This is a genomic window from Streptomyces sp. NPDC028308 (assembly GCF_055565855.1).
The window spans coordinates 197,053-217,759 of sequence record NZ_JBVHTO010000004.1 but is presented as its reverse complement, the minus strand read 5'-3'; the positions used below and the strand labels follow the sequence as shown (position 1 = coordinate 217,759).

At 72.0% G+C, this 20,707-nt stretch carries 17 protein-coding genes; 10 read left to right on the top strand and 7 right to left on the bottom strand.

Features of this window, described 5'->3' with window-relative positions:
* Positions 1 to 4: 4 nt before the first annotated feature.
* The 3 genes from ACZ4VA_RS11160 to ACZ4VA_RS11150 form a co-directional block, all read right to left on the bottom strand.
* The gene (locus ACZ4VA_RS11160) at positions 5 to 508 is read right to left on the bottom strand and encodes a mycothiol transferase (RefSeq protein WP_468080913.1); all 504 of its coding nucleotides are present in this window, start codon (positions 506 to 508) and stop codon (positions 5 to 7) included.
* A 289-nt stretch (positions 509 to 797) separates the two neighbouring features.
* Positions 798 to 2,114: an extracellular catalytic domain type 1 short-chain-length polyhydroxyalkanoate depolymerase gene (locus tag ACZ4VA_RS11155; RefSeq protein ID WP_468080911.1), complete on the bottom strand. Its 1,317-nt coding sequence runs from the start codon at positions 2,112 to 2,114 to the stop codon at positions 798 to 800.
* A gap of 90 nt (positions 2,115 to 2,204) precedes the next feature.
* Positions 2,205 to 3,593, bottom strand: coding sequence for a glycoside hydrolase family 10 protein (locus tag ACZ4VA_RS11150; protein ID WP_389389439.1), 1,389 nt, complete (start codon positions 3,591 to 3,593; stop codon positions 2,205 to 2,207).
* A 336-nt stretch (positions 3,594 to 3,929) separates the two neighbouring features.
* On the opposite strand from ACZ4VA_RS11150, the gene ACZ4VA_RS11145 reads away from it, so the two are divergent.
* From ACZ4VA_RS11145 to ACZ4VA_RS11130, 4 genes are read left to right on the top strand one after another with little or no spacing between them, the layout of a single operon-like run.
* On the top strand, positions 3,930 to 5,234 hold the full coding sequence (locus tag ACZ4VA_RS11145) for an ABC transporter substrate-binding protein (RefSeq protein WP_468080909.1): 1,305 nt from the start codon (positions 3,930 to 3,932) through the stop codon (positions 5,232 to 5,234).
* Between the two features lie 7 nt (positions 5,235 to 5,241).
* On the top strand, positions 5,242 to 6,198 hold the full coding sequence (locus tag ACZ4VA_RS11140) for a carbohydrate ABC transporter permease (protein WP_468080907.1): 957 nt from the start codon (positions 5,242 to 5,244) through the stop codon (positions 6,196 to 6,198).
* Positions 6,195 to 7,013, top strand: coding sequence for a carbohydrate ABC transporter permease (locus tag ACZ4VA_RS11135; RefSeq protein WP_389389335.1), 819 nt, complete (start codon positions 6,195 to 6,197; stop codon positions 7,011 to 7,013). Before ACZ4VA_RS11140 ends, ACZ4VA_RS11135 begins: the two co-directional genes overlap by 4 nt.
* Positions 7,010 to 9,388, top strand: a complete 2,379-nt coding sequence (locus tag ACZ4VA_RS11130) for a beta-xylosidase/alpha-l-arabinosidase (protein ID WP_356242853.1) — start codon at positions 7,010 to 7,012, stop codon at positions 9,386 to 9,388. Before ACZ4VA_RS11135 ends, ACZ4VA_RS11130 begins: the two co-directional genes overlap by 4 nt.
* A 51-nt stretch (positions 9,389 to 9,439) precedes the next feature.
* Here the strand turns inward: ACZ4VA_RS11130 and ACZ4VA_RS11125 are convergent, their stop codons facing one another.
* Complete coding sequence (locus ACZ4VA_RS11125; RefSeq protein WP_356164207.1) at positions 9,440 to 10,348, bottom strand: LysR family transcriptional regulator; 909 nt, start codon at positions 10,346 to 10,348, stop codon at positions 9,440 to 9,442.
* Between the two features lie 111 nt (positions 10,349 to 10,459).
* On the opposite strand from ACZ4VA_RS11125, the gene mgrA reads away from it, so the two are divergent.
* Positions 10,460 to 11,461 carry an L-glyceraldehyde 3-phosphate reductase gene (mgrA, locus tag ACZ4VA_RS11120; RefSeq protein ID WP_355788343.1) on the top strand — a complete coding sequence of 334 codons (1,002 nt, stop codon included), beginning with the start codon at positions 10,460 to 10,462 and terminating at the stop codon, positions 11,459 to 11,461.
* A gap of 15 nt (positions 11,462 to 11,476) precedes the next feature.
* Here the strand turns inward: mgrA and ACZ4VA_RS11115 are convergent, their stop codons facing one another.
* Both ACZ4VA_RS11115 and ACZ4VA_RS11110 read right to left on the bottom strand, forming a co-directional pair.
* The gene (locus tag ACZ4VA_RS11115) at positions 11,477 to 11,773 is read right to left on the bottom strand and encodes a DUF1905 domain-containing protein (protein ID WP_356164205.1); all 297 of its coding nucleotides are present in this window, start codon (positions 11,771 to 11,773) and stop codon (positions 11,477 to 11,479) included.
* 70 nt (positions 11,774 to 11,843) lie between these two features.
* Complete coding sequence (locus ACZ4VA_RS11110) at positions 11,844 to 12,230, bottom strand: nuclear transport factor 2 family protein (protein ID WP_389389338.1); 387 nt, start codon at positions 12,228 to 12,230, stop codon at positions 11,844 to 11,846.
* A 357-nt stretch (positions 12,231 to 12,587) separates the two neighbouring features.
* Here ACZ4VA_RS11110 and ACZ4VA_RS11105 point away from each other — a divergent pair, with 357 nt between their 5' ends.
* The 4 genes from ACZ4VA_RS11105 (at position 12,588) to ACZ4VA_RS11090 (ending at position 17,911) form a co-directional block, all read left to right on the top strand.
* Positions 12,588 to 12,998: a hypothetical protein gene (locus ACZ4VA_RS11105; protein ID WP_355788334.1), complete on the top strand. Its 411-nt coding sequence runs from the start codon at positions 12,588 to 12,590 to the stop codon at positions 12,996 to 12,998.
* 91 nt (positions 12,999 to 13,089) lie between these two features.
* Positions 13,090 to 15,429 carry an ABC transporter ATP-binding protein/permease gene (locus tag ACZ4VA_RS11100; protein ID WP_355788331.1) on the top strand — a complete coding sequence of 780 codons (2,340 nt, stop codon included), beginning with the start codon at positions 13,090 to 13,092 and terminating at the stop codon, positions 15,427 to 15,429.
* Between the two features lie 5 nt (positions 15,430 to 15,434).
* A complete protein-coding gene (locus ACZ4VA_RS11095) occupies positions 15,435 to 16,910 on the top strand; it encodes a hypothetical protein (RefSeq protein ID WP_468080902.1) in 1,476 nt (491 codons plus the stop codon).
* The gene (locus ACZ4VA_RS11090) at positions 16,910 to 17,911 is read left to right on the top strand and encodes a serine/threonine-protein kinase (RefSeq protein WP_356243393.1); all 1,002 of its coding nucleotides are present in this window, start codon (positions 16,910 to 16,912) and stop codon (positions 17,909 to 17,911) included. Before ACZ4VA_RS11095 ends, ACZ4VA_RS11090 begins: the two co-directional genes overlap by 1 nt.
* 3 nt (positions 17,912 to 17,914) lie before the next feature.
* Here the strand turns inward: ACZ4VA_RS11090 and ACZ4VA_RS11085 are convergent, their stop codons facing one another.
* A complete protein-coding gene (locus ACZ4VA_RS11085) occupies positions 17,915 to 19,204 on the bottom strand; it encodes a streptophobe family protein (RefSeq protein WP_468080899.1) in 1,290 nt (429 codons plus the stop codon).
* A gap of 166 nt (positions 19,205 to 19,370) precedes the next feature.
* Between ACZ4VA_RS11085 and ACZ4VA_RS11080 the strand changes: the two genes are divergently transcribed.
* On the top strand, positions 19,371 to 20,693 hold the full coding sequence (locus tag ACZ4VA_RS11080; RefSeq protein WP_356164196.1) for a DUF6777 domain-containing protein: 1,323 nt from the start codon (positions 19,371 to 19,373) through the stop codon (positions 20,691 to 20,693).
* Positions 20,694 to 20,707: the final 14 nt, after the last annotated feature.

Below are 20,707 nucleotides of genomic sequence, written 5' to 3'. Positions count from 1 at the left end.
CTCCTCAGCGCCGCAGACCCCGGACGTACGCCGCCTGGCCGACGTGCTGGAGGTCGTCGGCCAGGACGCTGACCAGGCGCACGCCCAGGGTGACGGGCGGGTCCCACCGCTCGTCCACCACGCGCTCCAGGTCCTTGTCGGCCAGTCCGCGCAGGAACGCCGACGTCTGTTCGTGCACGGCGTCGAAGTAGCCCGTCAGGAGGTCGCCCGAGTCCACCCGGACCCGGGCGACCTCCTCCGGCGTGTGCCCGTATCCGGTGTCCGACTCGGGCAGTCCGAGCGCGAAGCGGTCCGCCCAGCCGGCGGAGAGCCAGACCTGTTCGCGGCCGGCCACGTCCGCGACGTGGTCGTCCTGCACGCGCGCGAGATGCCAGATCAGCCAGGCGATCGAGTTGGTCCCGTCCTGGGGCGGGGTGTTCAGCTCGTCGGCGGAGAGACCGTCGACGGCAGCGTGCACCTCCTCCTGGATGCGTCCGTAAGCTTCGGCGAGAACGTCCTTGGAATGCATGCCCCCCACCCTCTCTCAGCGGTGGCGTGAACGCGATCGACGCGCTGGCGTGTGTCCGTCACCGCCTCGGCGGCTCCCCGGGGGCCGAGCCGTGCCGTGGAGCGGCCGGAATCCGACGGCCCGACCGCCCTCCGCCCCGCCCCGGCACACCCTGCGCCCGGCGTGAACTCACCCCGGCGGAACGGAAGGTGTCGCCGGCGACGGCGACGGCAAGAAGACGACGGGCTGCTCCGCAGGTACAAGTAGGGGTGGCGCGGTCCCGGCGGGTGTCCGGCCGGGACCGCGGCCCTCATCCGGTGGTGCAGGGCGTCCCGTTCAGCGTGAACGACGCCGCTTTCCCGGTGTCGCCGGAGTGGCTCGCCTGGAAGCCGATCTGCGTGGCGGCCCCGGCGGGCAGCGTGGAGTTGTACGACAGGCCCCGGGCGGTGACCGCGCCGCCGGCGGGGCTGTAGGCCGCTCCCCAGCCGGAGGTGATGGTCTGTCCGGGCGGCAGGGTGAAGGCGAGCGACCAGTCACGGACGGCGGCCGTCCCCGTGTTGGTGAGGGTGATGGTCGCCGTCAGGCCGCTGTTCCAGGCGTTGACGGTGTAGCCCACCCGGCACGCTCCCGGCGAGGGCTCGGGGCCCGGGCCCGGAGCGGTCGCGTCGAGACCGAAGAACGCGATCGCGCGTGCCGCCATGCCGGCGGTCGGCAGGGTGTGGCCGGTCCCCTGGATGCTGATCGCCTCCACGGGCGCCTGGGCGCCGGTGCCGCCGTGACGGGTCCGGGTCCAGCCGGACTGCGGCTGGTCGGTGTACGCGGGGGTCCGGCTCACCCCGTGCACGTTCGTCCACTGGTCGATCTCCTCGCCGAAGTTCGGGTAGCGCAGTGTGGTGTCCTCGGTGCCGTGCCAGATCTGCACGCGGGGGCGAGGACCGCTGTATCCGGGGTAGGCGGCCCGGGCCAGGTCGCCCCACTGCTGCGGGGTCCTGTCGACGGTGCCGTTGGCGCAGGCGCTGTTCCAGCCCGAGCCGTCGGTGGTGGCGAAGCAGGAGTGCGGTACGCCCATGAAGGCGGCCCCGGCCTTGAACACGTCGGGGTAGTCGCCCAGCAGCACGTTGGTCATCATGGCGCCCGAGGAGGCGCCGGTGACGTACACCCGCTCCGGGTCCGCGTTCAGATGCTGCTCGACGTACCCGACCATCGACCCGATGCCCACCGGGTCGCTGCCCCCGTCACGCCGGAGCGCCTGGGGCGAGGAGACGTCGAAGCAGTTGCCGCCGCGGGTCGCCGAGGGGTAGACGACGACGAACCCGTACCGGTCCGCGAGCGACGCGAACTCCGTGCCGGTGTGGAAGGCGGGTCCCGAACCGGTGCAGTAGTGCACCGCCACCAGCACGGCCGGCCGTGCGCGGACGCTGTCCGGCACGTACAGGTGCATCCGCAGACCGCTCGGGTTGGTGCCGAAGGAGGTCACCTCGGTGAGGGTGGCGGCCGACGCCGGGGGAGCGGCGGCGACGAGCAGGAGCGACGACAGCAGGGGCAAGACTCCCGCGAGGAGAGCCGTCAGCAGGGCTCGCACCGGTCGCCGTACGGCGGCAGGCTCGTGCGTGGATCCGCAGGTCATGTGCGCGTCCTTCCTGTGCGGGTTGCCGTACCGGGGAAGGCCGTCCGAACCCGCCTCGCGGGGCGGGGCGGACGGCCCGGACGACGCCGGTCAGGAGGCGGTGCAGCTCCCGAGCAGCGGCGGCGACGTGTTGCCGTTGGTCATGACGGTGAAGCCGAAGCTGGTCGACGCCCCGGCGGCCAGGCTGCCGTTGCCGTTCGGCCGCATCGTCATCACGTTGCCGCTGCTGTCCCAGGTGGGGGACCCGTTCCAGGTGGCGGAGACCTTCTGCGGCGGGGTCACGGTGACCGTCGCCGTCCAGCCGGTGATCGCGGTGCTGCCCGCGGTCACGGTCACCTGCCCGTTGAAGCCGCCGTTCCACTGCGCGGTCGTCGTGTAGGACACGGAGCAGGTGGCACCGCCGCCTCCGCCTCCGCCGCCCGTACCGCCGAGAGCGGAGATCACGGCGTCGTAGGCGGGCTTGGCGGCGTAGTTGCCGTCGAAGAGCAGGGGAGTGCCGCTGCTGCGCCAGGAGTACTTGTCGGTGATGCCCCAGACGGTGATGCCGGTGCACCGCGAGACCCCCAGACAGGCCTTGACCACGTTGCTGTAGCTGGTCGCCTGGGAGGAGCCGGAGCCCTCGATGTCCAACTCGGTGATCTGTACGTCGACTCCGAGGTCGGCGAAGCGCTGGAGGTTGGCCCGGTAGTCGGAGGGCACCGGCGAGGCGCTGTTGAAGTGGGACTGGAAGCCCACGCAGTCGATCGGCACGCCGCGGGACTTGAAGTCCTTCACCATGTTGTAGACCGCGTTGCTCTTCGCGTTGACGCCGTCGGTGTTGTAGTCGTTGTAGCAGAGTTTGGCGGCCGGATCGGCGGTGCGCGCGGTGCGGAACGCCTCCTCGATGAAGCCGTTGCCGAGCCTGTCCTGGAACGGCGAGCTGCGTCGTGCGCCGCTGCTCCCGTCCTGGAAGGCCTCGTTGACCACGTCCCACGAGTGGATCTTGCCCTTGTAGTGCTGCATGACCTGGGTGATGTGGTTGTTCATCGCGGAGCGGAGGTCGGAGGCGCCGAGTCCGCTCACCCAGCCGGGCAGTTGGGAGTGCCAGACCAGTGTGTGGCCGCGGATCTTCATGCCCTTGCTCTGCGCGTGGCCGACGATCTGGTCGGCCTGGCCGAAGCTGAACGAGTTCCGGTTCGGCTCGACGGCGTCCCACTTCATCTCGTTCTCCGGGGTCACCGAGGTGAACTCCCGGTCGAGGGTGGCCGCGTACGCCGACTCGCCGAGGTGGCCGGCCGCCACGGCTGTGCCGAAGTAGCGGCCCTGCGCGGCCGCCGCCGAACCGAGCGTGGTGGCGGCGTGGGCCGTGTCCGAGAGGGCTCCGACGCCGCCTGCGGCGAGGAGTCCCGCCGTGGCGAGGACGAGTGCCCTGCGGGCTCGGGACCGGCGGCGGGGCGGGGGTGCGGGCCCGCGGTCGACGGGCGGCGGGCTTGCAGTCATGTGCATGTCATCCCCTTCTACGGGTTGCCGGAGAGGTCCGGCAGCGTGCATGAGGGTGGGGCGGATGAGAGCGCGAGGCGCTGCATTCGAAAGTTGCGAGCGTGTTTCCGAATGGCTGCGCAGAACGTACGGGCAAGGGTCGTGCCGGTCAACCACTTGCGCGCAGATCCCGGGCCGTTGGGCCGAAAGGTGTGCAGGCGCGAAGGCGGTCCGGCCTCGTCGGTAACGGTTTGATCGCGCGCCTGCACCCCCGTTGACCCCTGCGAAGTGCTCCTTTACGGTCCAGGAATCGCAGCGACTTTCGGCAATGCAGCCGAAACTTTCGAAAGGTGCGCCATGAAGACACGTGCGCGGTTCCCCCGGATGCTCGCCGGAGGCGTGACGATGGCCCTGGCCCTGAGCCTGTCCGCCTGCGGGGACGGGGACAGCACGTCGTCCTCCGACGGGGGCAAGATCCACGTCCTCGTGTACGGGGACGCCACCAACAAGGTCGAGAAGCAGCTCGTCGCCGACTTCAACAAGACGTCCAAGGTCAAGGCCGTCCTGGACACCATCCCGGGCGCCGACTACCAGCAGAAGCTCCAGACGATCATCAGCACTCCGCAGGCTCCGGACGTCTTCTTCAACTGGGGCGGCGGCAGCATCCAGCCGTTCGTCAAGGCGGACCTGCTCCTGCCGCTGGACGACATGATCAAGGACGACCCCGACCTCAAGGCCAAGTTCCTCCCCTCGGTCTTCAACACGGCCGTGATCGACGGCAAGTCGTACGGCATACCGATGCGCGGCACCCAGCCCGTCCTGCTGTTCAGCAACAAGAAGGTGCTCTCCGAGGCGGGCGTCGAACAGCCCAAGACCTGGGACGAGTTGCTCGCCGCTGTCAAGAAGCTGAAGGCCGCCGACGTCACGCCGATCGCCCTCGGCGGCGGCGACCAGTGGCCGACGCTGATGTGGTTCGAGTACCTCTACGACCGCGTCGCCGGTCCCGGGCTCTTCAAGAAGGCGCTCGACGGGGACAAGGACGCCTGGGCGAGCGCGGACAGCAAGAAGGCGCTGAGCATGCTCAAGGAGCTGATCGACGCCGGTGCCTTCGGGACCAACTTCGACTCGGTGAAGTTCACCGACGGCGGGTCGCCCGCCCTGCTGGCCGGCGGCAAGGCCGGCTTCGAACTGATGGGCTCCTGGGAGTACTCCACCCAGCAGGACGCCAACAAGGAGTTCGCCGAGAAGAACCTCGGCTACAGCTCCTTCCCGAGCATCGACGGCACCAAGGGCGACCCGGCCAACCTCGTCGGCAACACCAACAACTTCTACTCCGTGCTGAAGAAGACCAAGCACCCGGAGGCCGTCGCGGAGTTCATGAAGCTGATGTACTCCGACGGGTTCGTGAAGAAGCAGCTGTCCATCGGCAACCTGCCGACCACCACGAACACCGAGAAGTTCCTCGACACCGCCGCGAGCCCCGAGTACTCGCGCTACCAGTTCGACCTGGTGAAGAAGGCCCCGTCGTTCCAGCTGTCGTGGGACCAGGCGTACCCGCCGGCGGCCATCACGCCCATCCACCAGGCCGTGCAGCAGTTCTTCAACGGCCAGCTCGACGCGGACGGCTTCATCAAGGCCATGCAAGCCCTTCCGACCGCCTGAGTCCGGCATGACGACACAGATGACGCCCGTCCGCCCTCCCGCCCCGGCGCAGAAGTCGGCACCGCGCCGGGGGCGGAGCTCCCAGGTCTCCGGCGTGGGGCAGCCGGGATTCGCCTGGGCGCTGCCCGCCACCGTGTTCTTCGGCCTCTTCGCGATCGCCCCGCTGATCATGGTGGGGGTGCTGTCCTTCACGAGCTGGAGCGGCCTCGGATCACCCGAGTTCGTCGGCATGGACAACTGGACCCGGGTCTTCGAGGACCCGGTCATGATCAAGAGCATCTGGCTGAGCCTGCTGATCACCGCGCTCGGCGTGGCCCTGCAGACCCCGCTGAGCATCCTGCTCGGCGTGTGGGCCGCCGGAAAGCAGCGCAACCGCGCCGTCCTCTCGACGATCTACTTCGTCCCGCTGCTGCTGTCCTCCACAGCCGTCTCCGTGCTGTGGCGGGCGCTGCTCGACCCGAACTTCGGGGTGCCGTCGCAGGCGAAGTGGCTGTTCGGCGACGGCAACCTGTTCGGGAGCCAGTCCACCGCGATCGGTGTCCTGGCCTTCGTGAGCACCTGGCAGTTCACGCCGTTCCACACGCTGATCTACCAGGGGGCCGCCCGCGCGATCCCCCAAGTGCTCTACCAGGCAGCGGAGATCGACGGCGCGGGACGCTACCGGCAGTTCTTCCACATCACCCTGCCGCAGCTGCGCAACTCGATCATCACCTCGATGATCCTGATGGTGGTCGGCGGACTCACGACCTTCGAGACGGTGCTCATCCTGACCCAGGGCGGGCCCGGCACCGACACCACCATCAGCGCCTACTACATGTACCAAAAGGCCTTCAAGGGCTTCGACTTCGGCGCCGCCTCGGCCATCGCGCTGGTCCTGGTGATCGCGGCCACGATCATCTCGCTGATCGTGGTGCGCGTCTCGGGCTACGACAAGATGCGCGGCTCAACGGAGGGTCTGTCATGAAACGACGCCCCAACTACGTGGCCGGGGCGGCCTCCATCGGCTGGCTCTTCCTCGTCGGGCTGCCGCTGTACGTCATGCTCGCCGCGACGGTCCAGTCCCGCTCCGAGTACGCCCAGAACGGCCCCCTGTCCTTCCCGGACAGCTTCACCTTCGACAACTACACCGGGGCCTTCTCCAACGGCTTCGGACGCTACTTCCTCAACACCGTCATCGTCACCGTCTGCGTCGTCGGCCTGGTGCTCCTGCTCGTGCCACCGCTCGCCTACGCCATCGTGCGGGCCCGCGGCAGGGTCACCTCCGGGATCTTCCGGCTGTTCCTGCTGGGCCTCGCCATCCCGGCCCAGGCCGTGATCGTCCCGATGTTCTACCTGATCAGCAAGGCCGGCCTCTACGACAACCTCATCGGTGTCATCCTGCCGACGGCCGCCTTCTGCATGCCGATCACCGCGCTCATCCTCAGCGGCGCCATGCGCGACATCTCCCAGGAGCTGTTCGAGGCCATGGCCATGGACGGCGCCTCCACCCGGCGGGTGTTCTTCCAGCTCGTGCTGCCGCTCTCCAAGAGCGGGCTGTCCACGATCGTGGTGTTCTCCGCGCTCCAGGCGTGGAACGGCTTCCTGTTCCCGCTCGTCCTGACCCAGTCCGACTCGACCAAGTTGATCACGCTGGGCCTCTACAACTTCCAAACCGAGCACGGCATCAACATCCCCGGCCTGCTGGCCGCCGTGGTCCTGTCCATGATGCCCGTCCTGCTCGTCTACCTGTTCGCCCGTCGCGCCCTGGTCCAGGGCCTGATGGGCGTCGGAGGAAAGTGACCGCCAACGTGGCAGTTGAGACAACCCCCGTCACCGTCCCGCACCTCTGGAACGACCCCGCCCAGGACATCGACACCAGGGTCTCGGCCCTGATCGACGCCATGACCGTCGAGGAGAAGGTCGCCCAGCTCTTCGGTATCTGGGTCGGCGCGTCCGACGAGGGCGGCGAAGTGGCCCCGCACCAGCACGACATGGAGGAGGCCGTCGACATCGAGACCCTCCTGCCGGCCGGCCTCGGCCAGCTGACCCGGCCCTTCGGCACCGCTCCCGTCGACCCCGCACTCGGCGCGCTCTCCCTCATGCGCACCCAGCAGCGGATCACCTCGGCCAACCGCTTCGGCATCCCGGCCGTCGCCCACGAGGAGTGCCTCACCGGCTTCGCCACCTGGGGTGCCACCGCCTACCCCGCGCCCCTGTCCTGGGGAGCCACCTTCGACCCGGACCTCGTCCGCCGGATGGCCACCGCCATCGGGCGCGACATGCGCTCCCTGGGCGTCCACCAGGGCCTCGCGCCCGTACTCGACGTGGTGCGGGACGCCCGCTGGGGCCGCGTCGAGGAGACCATCGGGGAGGACCCCTACCTCGTCGGCAGCATCGGCACCGCCTACGCGCAGGGCCTGCAGTCGGCCGGAGTCGTCGCCACCCTCAAGCACTTCGTCGGGTACTCGGCGTCGCGCGCCGGACGCAACCTCGCACCCGTCGGCATCGGGCCGCGCGAGCGCGCCGACGTCCTCCTGCCCCCCTTCGAGATGGTCCTGCGCGACGGCGCCGCCCAGTCGGTGATGCACGCCTACACCGACACCGACGGCGTGCCCTCCGCGGCCGACGAGGAACTGCTGACCGGGCTGCTGCGCGACACCTGGGGCTTCGAAGGGACGGTCGTCGCCGACTACTTCGGCATCGCCTTCCTCAAGATCCTGCACGGTGTCGCCGGGGACTGGGCCGACGCCGCCGCGGCCGCGCTGCACGCGGGCGTGGACGTCGAACTGCCCACCGTCAAGACGTTCGGCGCACCCCTGTTGGAGGCCGTCTCGGCCGGGCGCGTGCCCGAACCGCTCGTCGACCGCGCCCTGCGCCGGGTGCTCACCCAGAAGGCCCGGCTGGGCCTGCTCGACGCCGACTGGAGCCCGGTGCCCCCCGCGCTCGCCGACGCCGACCCGGACGACCCCCAGGCCCTGCGCGGCACGGTCGACCTGGACACACCCGCCAACCGCGAACTGGCCCGGGAGATCGCCGAACAGGCGGTCGTGCTGCTGCGCAACGACGGGACGCTGCCGCTCGCCCGCCCGCGCCGCATCGCCCTGGTGGGCCCCAACGGCGACGAGCCGACCGCCGTGCTCGGCTGCTACTCCTTCCCCCTCCACGTCGGCGTGCACCACCCGCAGGTGCCGGCCGGGATCGACCTGCCGACCCTGCGGGACGCCCTGGAAGAGGAGTTCCCGGACGCGGAGATCACCGTGGTGCGCGGTACCGGGATCGACGACGGGGACACCTCCGGCATCGCCGGGGCGGCGGAGCTGGCCGCACGGGCCGACCTCGTCGTCGCGGCCCTCGGCGACCGGGCCGGCCTGTTCGGCCGGGGGACCAGCGGCGAGGGATGCGACGCCGACTCCCTGGCGCTCCCCGGCGCCCAGCAGCACCTGCTCGACGCCCTCCTGGACTCGGGTACCCCCGTCGTCGCCGTCCTGGTCGCCGGCCGGCCCTACGCGCTCGGCGCCGCCACGGACCGGGCCGCCGCCATCGTGCAGTCGTTCTTCCCCGGCGCGGAGGGCACGAAGGCGATCGCCGGCGTCCTCAGCGGCCGGGTCGGCCCCAGCGGCCGTCTGCCCGTGAGCGTGCCGCGCGGTCCGGGCGCACAGCCGTCCACCTATCTCGGCGCGCGGCTCGCCCAGGCCAGCGAGGTGTCGAACATCGACCCGACCCCGGCCTTCGGGTTCGGACACGGCCTGTCGTACACCACGTTCGCCTGGAGCGACCTCGCCGTGGACGCCACGGAGCGCCCCACGGACGGGGAGTTCACCCTCGCCCTCACGGTGCGCAACACCGGGGACCGGGAGGGGACCGAGGTCGTCCAGCTGTACCTGCGCGATCCGGTCGCCTCGGTGGTCCAGCCGGTCCAGCGGCTCGTCGGCTACACGCGGGTGCGGCTCGCGCCGGGCCAGGCGCGACGCGTCCGGGTGACCGTACCGGCCGACCTCGCGTCGTTCACCGGGCGCGACGGGCGGCGTGTGGTGGAGCCCGGGGAGCTGGAGCTGCGACTGGCGGCGTCCAGCACCGATCCGCGGCTGACGGCGACGGTCACGCTGACCGGTCCCGAACGGCACGTGGACCACACCCGGCGACTGCACGCCGACTTCACCCAGTCCGCCGGGTGACCGGTGACCGCCGCCGCGGACCGGTGTCCCCGGTCCGCGGCGGCGGCTCCCTCACACGTGTGTGACGTCCCGGGCGGGCGGCTGATCCGTGAGGACGGCCATCAGCGCCCGGGCCGCGGGACTCGTCGCCTCCTCCGGCGGCAGCATGGCGACCGTCTCGTACGACACGTCCTCGACGCCCTTCAGAGGGAGCGCGGTGAGCACGGACGCCTCCGGCTTGTGGCCGAAGTGCCGGGGGACGACGGCGATACCGAGGCCCTGCTGGATCAGTTCCAGCAGGCTGTGCACGTCGTTGACCTCCAGGGCGACCGTACGGTGGACGCCGGCCATCGCGAAGGCGGCGTCGGTGACGCGCCGCGGCCCCCAGTCGGGGTGGAAGTCGACGAAGGCCTCGCCGCCCAGGTCCTGCGGTGCGACCGGCCCGCCCCCGGCGAGGCGGTGCTCCGGATGGCACAGGACGGTCATCGGCTCGCCGGTGAGCGGCACCGAGCGCAGCTGCTCGCTGTCCGCCTGCGTCCGGACGGCGAACGCCAGGTCCAGGCGGCCGGCCGCCACCTCCTCGGCCAGTGCCCCCGAGCCCGCCTGCCGCAGCCGGATCTCCACGTCCGGGTGCTGCCGCCGGAACGCCGCCAGGAGCCTGGCCACCCCGACCCCGGCGACGCACTGCTCGGTGCCCAGCGACAGGGTGCCGCGCAGCACGCCCTGCACCGCCGCCACCGCGTCGTGGGCGGCCCGCACCTGGGCGAGGATCCGCTCCGCCTCGCCCAGCAGGGCGCGGCCGGCCTCCGTGAGCGTCACGCGGCGGGTGGTGCGCACGAACAGCGGTGCCTGGAGCTCCCGCTCAAGGGCCCGGATGGACGCGGACAGGCCGGACTGCGACACCAGCAGCCGTTCCGCCGCACGGGTGAAGTGCTGGTCCTCGGCGACGGCTACGAAATGCTGGAGATGGCGCAGTTCCATGATTGAGAAGCGTAGACGCTGAATCCCATCCGATTCTCCTGTTGGACCGCATGCCGGTGCGCGGGTGAAAGTGGAGGACGTCCCTCTGGATCTCTCCTCCTGGAGCCCACGTTGTACACGCCGCACACCGACCGTTACGAGGCCATGCCCTACCGCCGCACCGGACGCAGCGGCCTGAAGCTCCCGGCGCTGTCGCTGGGGCTCTGGCACAACTTCGGGCCGGACCGTCCGGTGGACACCCAGCGGCAGATCCTGCGCCGCGCCTTCGACCTGGGCGTCACCCACTTCGACCTGGCCAACAACTACGGCCCGCCGCCCGGCGCCGCCGAGTCCGCGCTCGGGGACGCGCTGCGGGCGGACTTCGCGCCCTACCGCGACGAGCTGGTCATCTCGACCAAGGCCGGATACCTGATGTGGCCGGGCCCGTACGGCGAATGGGGATCGCGCAAGTACCTGCTGTCCTCGCTGGACCAGAGCCTGTCCCGGATGGGCCTGGAGTACGTGGACATCTTCTACTCGCACCGCCCCGACCCGGAGACCCCCCTGGAGGAGACCATGGGTGCCCTGCACTCGGCGGTCCTCCAGGGCAAGGCGCTGTACGTCGGAGTATCGAACTACTCCCCGGAGCAGACCAGGGAGGCCGCCCGCATCCTCGGTGAACTGGGCACGCCGCTGCTCATCCACCAGCCGCGCTACTCGATGCTCGACCGCCGGCCCGAGGAAGAGGGCCTCCTGGACACGCTGGACGAGCTCCAGGTCGGCTCCATCGCCTACTCGCCCCTGGAGCAGGGCCTGCTGACCAGCCGCTACCTCGACGGCATCCCCGAGGGTTCGCGCGCGGCGAGCGACAGCCCCTTCCTGAGCGCCGACAAGGTCACCGAGGAGCTGGTGGGGCAGCTGCGCGAGCTGAACGAGGTCGCCGAGTCCCGGGGCCAGTCGCTCGCGCAGATGGCGCTGGCCTGGGTGCTGCGCGGTGGGCGGGTGACCTCCGCGCTGATCGGGGCCAGCAGCCCCCGGCAGCTGGAGGACAGCGTGGCGGCGACGGGTGCGCTGGACTTCTCCGCCGAGGAGCTGTCCCGGATCGACGGGATCATCGGCGCGGCCGGCCGCTGAACCGGGGACCCTTCCTCAGCCGCCCGGCGCGTCGAGACGCTCCAGCAGATGGACGGTCACCGAGTCTCCGGCCTCCTTCCCGATCGCCTTGCGCACGTCGGCCTTCACGGGCAGCTTGTGCGTTCCGTCGCCCAGGGCCATGAAGGAGCTGCGGAAAGGGTGACCGTCGATGGTGCCCCGCACCTTGACGAGGCCGCGCGTCCCGAAGAACGCGGCTGAGCCGGGCCACACGACGTAGGTCCAGCCGCCCTTCTCCGTGCTCTTGAGCAGTTCCGCCGTGAAGTGCTCGTCCAGGTTGTTCGCCGTACTCATGTGTTCCTCCGCTCCCGGTGGTTCCTCTTCCCAAGAGACCACCGGGAGCGGCGGAACTCATCGCGGGCGCTCAGGCGGCCCCGGCCGGCACCCGGTCCAGGAAGCCGAACACGTCCTGGATGCGGCCCCCGGCGTCGAGGGTGATCACGTCGGATCCGGCGACGGGCGCCGAGCCGTCCGCGTCGGCGACCAGTTCCCAGCCGAAGCGCGCGATGTCGTGGTGGGCGTCGACGGCGCCCGTGAGCCGGAACGAGTGACCCGGGAACTGCTCCTGCGCCGCGGCGATCACGGCGGCGAGCTGCTCGTGCCCGCGGACGTCGGCGAGCGGATCGGTGTAACCCCCGTCGGTGGCCCACGCGGCGGCCACCGCCTTCACCCGGCTCTCCGGGTCCCGGGCGTTCCAGGCCTCGAAGTAACGGGCCACGGCGGATTCATGACGCTCATTGCCTGCGGACATGGTCGATCAGCCTCCATCGAGATGTACGTGCTGGTCAGAGACCGGATTCCGCGGTGTGTTCGCCCGCCGGGATCCGGTACCGCAACCATGCCGGGCCGCCCGCGGGAGCGTCGATTACCTCCGGGGTAAGAGGGCCCGAACCGTTTCGGCCAGTCGCGGCACGGAATATGCCAAGAGACTGGCTGGAATGGCATGGTGACAGAGTGTCAGTAGTGGCGATACTCGATGAACAGGGTGATTCAGCCACGTCCGCCGAGCACCCTCGCACCGAGAGCATCTTCGCACCACAGCACCGCACACGAGCCGCAAGGAAAGAGAGGCCGGACCGGCAGCGAGCGCCGTAATGGGGGAGCGATCGTGCATGACGAATTCCTGTGCCATGTGACCGCCTACGGAATATGCGGCGGCCAGCGCGTCGGCGTCCCCTTGGGGACCTACCGCGCACCCACACTGGCGCTGGCCCTGTGGTGGATGCGGGACCGCGCCTCCTGGATCGCCGAGCGCCTCGATCCGCGCCCGGACAATCCGAACTTTCCCCCGAACTCCATCACGCCGGTGGGAGCGGGCGTGCCCGACGTGCCGGCCGTGCTGCGCGCCTGGTGCGGCGACACCCTCCAACAGGAGGTCGTCGCCGAGGAGTTGGCCGCCGGGAAGCTGGTTCGCATCACCACGAACGACGACACCACCGAGTACGAACTGCTCGCCGAGTCCGTCGACGCGCTGCGGATGCAGCGCTTCGTCCCCGTCCTCTCCACGCCCGCGGCCTGACCCCCGCCCGTGCCCGGCCCTGACGCCGGTCCTGCCGCCCGTGACCGCTGCCGCCCAGGCGGGCATGCGGATGAATCGCTAGAATTCAGGCATGAGAGAACGGCCGGTCGCGACAGCGCCCGAGCTCGTCCTCGAGACCGAGGCGGGCTCCACGGTGATCAGTCCCAGCCGCGACTATCACGTCGGGCGGGACCCACTCAGCGATGTCGTCATCGACGACATCCGAGTCTCGTGGCACCACGCCGTACTGCGACCGGAGGGCGACCACTGGACGGTCGAGGACGAGGGCAGCACGAACGGCACCTTCGCCGACGGCCGCCGCGTCCACGAGTGGGGCGTCGGCCCGGGCAGCGTCATCCGCTTCGGCAACCCCTCGGACGGCCCCCGCGTCCTGCTCGTCGACCGCCGGCCGGCCGCGCCGGAACGCCCGTCCGCCGTCCACACCCCCTCCGCCACCGGGACCTTCCGGCAGCCGACCACCGTACGGCCACTGCCCGCCCGCACGGTACGCATCGGCCGCGGCGGCGACAACGACCTGGTCGTCGACGACCTCGTCGTCTCCCGCCGGCACGCAGAGCTGCGCGCCCGGGCCGACGGCACCTACGAGATCGTCGACCTCGGCAGCCACAACGGCACGTTCCTCAACGGACAGCCCGTCGAGCGGGCCGTCGTCACCGCCGGTGACATCGTCGGCATCGGCCACTCCGCCTTCTGCCTCGTCGGCGACCAGCTGCAGGAGTACGTCGACACCGGTGAGGTCTCCCTCGACGTCCAGGACCTCGGTGTCGCCGTCGACCACGGCCGCAAGACGCTCCTCGACCAGGTGTCCTTTCCCGTCGGCGAGAAATGCCTGCTGGCCGTCGTCGGCCCCAGCGGCGCCGGCAAGTCCACCCTGCTGAACGCCCTGACCGGGCAGCGCCCCGCCGACCGCGGCACGGTCCTGTACGACGGCCGGGACCTGTACCGGGACTACGCCGAACTGCGCCAGCGCATCGGGCTCGTGCCCCAGGACGACATCCTGCACGCCCAGTTGACCGTGCGGCGCGCGCTCACCTACGCGGCCGAACTGCGCTTCCCCCAGGACACCGCCAAGGCGGAACGCCGCGCCCGGGTCGACGAGGTGATCCGCGAGCTGGGCCTGGAGGAGCGGGCCACGCAGCCCATCCACAGCCTGTCGGGCGGCCAGCGCAAGCGCGTCAGCGTGGCCCTCGAACTGCTGACCAAGCCCTCGCTGCTCTTCCTCGACGAACCGACCTCCGGCCTCGACCCCGGCATGGACCGCTCGGTGATGCACATGCTGCGCGGCCTGGCCGACGACGGCCGGACGGTCATCGTCGTGACGCACAGCGTGCTCAGCCTCGACGTCTGCGACCGCCTCCTGGTGCTCGCGCCCGGCGGCAAGGTGGCCTTCTACGGGCCGCCCGAGGAGGCCCTCGCCTACTTCGGTTTCGAGGAATGGCCCGAGGCGTTCGAGGCCTTCGAGCGGGACCACGACCGGGACTGGGCGGGGGACTACCGCGACTCCGTGCTCAACCGCCAGTACATCCTCAACGCGTCCGCCCAGCCGCCCCTGCCGCAGGAAGAGCAGGCCCGCGTCTTCGGACCGCCGCCCAAGGCACAGAGCTGGGGCGCCCAGCTCGGCACCCTGGTCAGACGCTACGCCGCCGCGCTCGGCGCCGACCGCACCTTCCTCATCATCATGATCGCGCTGCCGTTCGTGATGGGCGCCATGGCCCGGGCCCTGGCCGGGAGCAAACTCACCCAGGAGACGGCGATGAACGCGCTGCTCATCCTGTGCGTGGGCGGCGTGCTCACCGGCGCGGCCAACGCCGTGCGCGAACTGGTGAAGGAACGCGTCATCTACCAGCGGGAGCGCGCCGTCGGCCTGTCCAGATCGGCGTACCTGATGTCCAAGGTCGTCGTCCTCGGCACCGTCACGATCCTCCAGGCGGTCGTCCTCACCCTGGTCGCCCTGCTCGGCGTCGACCTCAACGCGCCCGGCGGAGAAGGCGTCCTCATGCCACCCCTGGCCGAGATCACGGTGGCCGTGGCCATGCTCGCCTTCACCGCGATGATGCTCGGCCTGCTCGTCTCCGCGCTGGTCCGCAAGGAGGAGGTGACCATGCCGTTGCTGGTGCTGCTCGCGATCGTGCAGGTCGTCTTCTGCGGCGCCCTGCTCAAGCTGAACGGAGTGCCCGGCATCGAGCAGCTGGCCTGGCTGGTGCCCTCGCGGTGGGCGCTCGGCGCGATGGCCGGCACGATAGGACTCGCCCGCGTCGTGCCCGGGGACCTGACCGGTGATCCCCTCTTCAAGCACTCGGTCGGCGTGTGGCTGCTGAACATCGGGATGCTGGTCGTGCTCTCCGTCGTCTTCGGATACCTGGTGGCGCGCCTGCTGCGCCGACACGAGCCCGCGGTCATGCGGAAGTAGGTGCGATGACGGCTCCCGACTTCCGCCCCACCCATGTCGTCCCCCAGGACGGGATGTCCGCCTGGGAGACACCCGATCCCTCCCGGCCCACCGTGCCGCTCGACGCCCTGCTCCCCGTGCAGCTCGCCGAGCGGCGCGGGGACTGGGGGCGGATCGTCTGCGCCAACGGCTGGTCCGCCTGGGTCGACGGCCGCCTGCTGATCGCCGTCCCGCAGGCACCGCCCGCCGCGAGCAGCCCGCTCACCCGTACGGCGGACCCGCGCCCCCTCCTCACCCGAGTCCAGGAGTCGCTCGCCCGCTACCGGAGCGCGACGGAGGACCTGACCGCGGGCCGCCTCGACGGAGAGGCGTTCCGCGGCCGTACGCACGGGATGCGGGCCGGCGTGGTCGTCGACGGGGAGTCCGTGTGGCTGTACGACGCCGAGCACGAGCGATGGGTGTACAGCGACGGCACGCGGCTCAGCACCTACGCGGCGCCGGGGGAGCCCTCGGCGGCGGCCCCGGAACCGGCACGGCCCCCCCGGGAGGCCACCCGGGTCGTCGAGGCCGACGCCGACCCGCCTCCGGCCGCGCCCGCCGCGGAGGCCGGCCCCGCGACGGCCGGGCCCTCGGGACAACCCGGGCCCGCCGGTCCGACGGGACCCCCGGACGATGCCGAGCCCGCCGGGCCGGCGCGCCCCGCGACGCAGGCGCCCGCCGGGCCGACCCGCTTCACGGGCGAAACGGCGTCCCCGCAGCCCACGCGGCGCGCGGGGGAGACGGACACCGAGCCGCCCCTCCCCACGGACGAACCGCCCCGCCTCGTCCAGGAACCGGGGCCGGGCGAGCCGACGCGCCCGGCCCCGGACCCCGCTCCTGACGGCGGGTATGAGCCGACGCGTCTCGTCGCGGAGCCGGCGCCCGACGGTGGACACGAAGCGACCCGTCTCGTCACCGAGTCGGACGCTGCCGGGGAGCCGACGCGCCCGGCGCCGGACCCCGCTCCCGACGGCGGGCATGAGCCGACCCGTCTCGTCACCGAGTCGGACGCCGCCGGGGAGCCGACGCGTCTCGTGCGGGACCCGGGGCCCGAGGGCGGGCACGGGGCACCCCCTCTCGTCGCGGAGCCGCAGCCTGAAGAGCAGGAGACGCGTCTGTTGCGGGAACCGGCTCCGGACGGTGGGCACGGGGCGACCCGTCTCGTCACGGGGTCGGAGGCCGCCGGGGAGCCGACGCGCCCGGCGCCGGACTCCGCTCCCGACGGCGGGCATGAGCCGACCCGTCTCGTCGCGGAGCCGCAGCCTGAAGAGCAGGAGACACGTCTGTTGCGGGAACCGGCTCCCGACGGTGGGCACGAGGCGGCCCGTCTCGTCACGGGGTCGGAGGCCGCCGGGGAGCCGACGCGTCTCGTGCGGGACCCGGCGCCCGACCGGGGGCACGAACCGACCCGGGTCGTGCGGCGTCCGGACGCGTCGCGGGGTGTGCGCCGGGGTGACCACTGATGGCCGACACGCCCCACGACACGAGCGTGTACGCGGGGCGCCCCTCGGGTCTGGTCGGGAAGCAGATCGCCGGCTACCGGATCGAGCGCGAGATCGGCCGCGGCGGCATGGCGGTCGTCTACCGCGCCAAGGACCTGCGGCTGGACCGGACCGTCGCCCTGAAGCTGCTCGCACCGGAACTCGCGCGCAACGACACCTTCCGCCGGCGCTTCACCCACGAGTCGCGGGTGGCGGCCGCCATCGACCATCCGCACATCGTGCCGGTCTTCGAGGCGGGCGAGACGGACGGCGTCCTGTACATCGCGATGCGCTTCGTCTCCGGGCAGGACCTGCGCCATCTGCTGGACCGGGAGGGTCCGCTGCCCGCCGGGACGGCCGTCCGCATCGCCGCGCAGGTGGCGTCCGCGCTCGACGCCGCGCACGAGCACGGGCTCGTGCACCGGGACGTCAAGCCCGGCAACATCCTGGTGGCGCGCGGCACGGACAGCGACCACCCCGAGCACGTCTACCTCACGGACTTCGGCCTGACCAAGAAGTCGCTGTCGCTGACCGGCTTCACGACCGTGGGACAGTTCGTGGGCACCCTCGACTACGTGGCACCCGAGCAGATCTCGGGGCGTCCGGTGGACGGGCGCTGCGACGTGTACGGCCTCGCGTGCGTCGTCTACGAACTGCTGGCCGGGCGGCCCCCATTCCAGCGGGACGACGACATGGCCCTGCTGTGGGCCCACCAGTACGACCAGCCGCCGCCCCTCACCGAGAAGCGCCCGGACCTCACCTCCGGCGCCGACGCCGTCCTGGCGCGGGCGCTGGCCAAGACCCCGGACGACCGGTACGACTCCTGCCGGGCGTTCGTGGCCGCGCTGCGCGCCGCCGTGACGGGGCGGGTGGAGGGAGGTCACGAGCCGACCCGGGTGGACCACGGCGCCCTCGCCGCGCCGGAGCACCCCGGCGCGCCGCCCGAACCGCCGGAGTGGGCCCGCCCGGTCTTCCGCCGTTAGGCCCTACGGGTTGCGGTCGCGGGCCCCGGCCGCCGGGACCTCGCCGCGGCGACGCACCCGGGTGGCCGACAGGGCGCCGAGGAACCCGGCGACGAGCCCCCACAGCAGCGCGAAACCGACCGCCGTCCAGATCCGGGGCCGCAGCAGGAGCTGTCCGGAGAGACCGCCGCCGAGGTCTCCGATGCCCAGGAGCGACAGCCCGTAGTGCGCGGAGAGGCGGGCGAGGAGGCAGATCGCGAGCACCGTGAGCGCCAGGGCGACCGCCAGGTGCAGGGCGTGCTGCCAGGCGCGTACCCGGGCGGGGGAGCGGGTGGCCATGAGGAAGGCGGCGCCCAGCACCAGTACGGCGTCGACGGCCACCAGCCACCACACCCGGCCGTCGTACTCGGCCAGGGTGCTCAGGTTGAGCGTGGAGATGTCCCGGGTGCGGAGCACCTCGTCCAGGACGTGCGGCATGGGCAGACCGAACGGGCCCTGGACGCGGCCTTCCCAGGAGGCGCCCAGGCCGATCGTGAAGGCGAGCCAGACGAGGTTCGGCAGGCCGAGCAGGATCACCGCGAAGGTCTCGGCGACGTGGCCTCGGGTGGCGGCGACGACCAGGGCGACGACGAGACCCACGGCCACGCAGGACAGGAGCAGGGCGACCATCGCGAAGGCGGCGGGGCGCACCGGCTCCTGGAAGCGCAGCAGCCGTGCGGGGAGCGGGGCGCGGGGCGACACGAGCACCGCCAGCACGATGACGCCGGCCAGCCACAGCAGCCCGAACAGCACCGTGAGCGGCAGATCCGCCTCGAAGCCCACCTTCGGGGACGCGCCGAGCAGGTCGCCGATGTCGGAGACGACACCGTCCCCGAGGGAGATCTCGAAGTCCTGCCGGGCGGCGAGCGCCAGTCCGATCAGCCCCAGCAGCCATACGACGGCGACCCGGGCGGCCCAGCCGCTCAGCTCCGAGGTGCCGGCCACGGCCCGGTGCCGCAGCGGGCGCAGGAAGCCGGCCGCGACCACGAGGGCGCCGGCGAGGGTGACCGACAACGGCATCGCGGTGAGGTCGGCCTGCGTGTCGGCGATGGCCCCGGCGTCGCCCGAGAGCTCGATGCTGCCGCCGACCGCGGTCACCACGGCGGCGGCGACGACCCGGGGGAACGCGCTGCCGGGCAGGTCTGCCGCGCCGGCCGCCCAGAGTCCGAGGGCGGCGACCGCGCCCATCGCGATCAGCGCGGCCAGGACCGTGGTGACGGCCTGGATCCAGCCGTGGCGGGCGACGGTTCGGTCGGACGGTGTCTGGGCGCTCACGTTGTCACGCTAAGCAGGGCGGCAGAGGTCCGCCCGCCGGGGAGGGCCGACCGCGTCCGCTTGCGAGGGACGCGGGACCCGGGCACACAATGGGCTCGTTGTGGAATAGAGCGGCACAAAACGTACCGACTGTGCCGCGAGGTCCCTCCGCAGGGAAGAAGAGCTCGTGAGCGTCGAACCGCCGTCCTCCGGCCGTCCCACAGGCCCCCCTTCGGGCCCGCTGTCGGGCCCCTCGCAGCCGGGGCCGTCCCAGCCCGGTCCCACCCAGCCGAACGCCCGCCCCCCGCAGGGGCCCTCGGGTGACTCGGGCGCCGGCGGAACCGGTGGTCCGGGCGGCGACGGAGGCGGCGGTCCGTCCGGCCCGCACCCCTCCGGCGGCGCGAGCATGGGCGGCGGCCCCCAGCGGCCCTGGTGGAGATCGGCTCCCCGGGTGGCGGTCATCGCCACCGCGGTCGTGGCGGCGGTGATCCTGGCCGTCGTCCTCACCCGTCCGGACGGTTCCTCCGGGGGCACGGCCGCCCCTGGTGGCGGCGAGGTCTTCCTCCAGGCCGCCGCGAAGACGGGACCCGACCCGTACACGGAGTCGACGGCGAAGGACAGTTCCACCACCCCCGAGACGCCCGCACCGCCCAGCGGCACCTCCGCCTCCGCGAACGCGCCGCGCGGCGTGGAGGGTTCGGCACCCGGCCTCTACGGCGGCACCCGCAAGGTCGCCAGCTGCGACGTGGAGAAGCAGGTCTCGGCGCTCGGCGCGGACCCGGCGAAGAACAAGGCGTTCGCGTCGGTCGCGGGAGTCCAGCCGTCGGAGGTGCCCGCCTACCTGCGCTCGCTCACCCCGGTCCAGCTGCGCATGGACACCTGGGTCACCAACCACGGCTACCGCAACGGCGCCGCCACCAGCTATCAGGCGGTCCTCCAGGCCGGTACGGCCGTGCTCGTCAACGACCGCGGTCTGCCGCGGGTGCGCTGCGCGTGCGGGAACCCGCTGACGGATCCGGTCCCGCAGAAGACGGCCCCCCGGACGACCGGTGACTCCTGGCCCTCGTACCGCCCCCAGAACATCGTGGTCGTCACCCCGGCGCCGACGGTCATCAACGTCTTCGTCCTCTTCGACCCGGAGCACGACGACTGGTTCCGCCGCGAGAAGGGCGACACCGGCAAGCAGGACAAGAAGACCGATCCGCCGTCCGAGCGGCCCTCCCCGTCGGTGACCGGCCCGAGTTCCGGCTCCGCGTCCCCGTGCGTGTCCCCGCACGGTGTGACCCCGCCGCCGGGCTGCGGGACGACACCGCCCGAGTCGTCCTCCTCCTCGTCCTCGTCGCCGTCCGCGCCCTCGTCGCCGCCGACCTCGCCGCCGTCACCCCCGACGTCCGAGGCCCCGAAGCCGCCCCCGGACTCCTCGGCGGCCTCCGACGCCACGTCGGAGTCGGCGTCCACCTTCAGCGCCCCGGGGGCCTCCGGCCCCCGGTCGTTCCCCCGGGTGCTCTGAGCGAGGACCCGCCC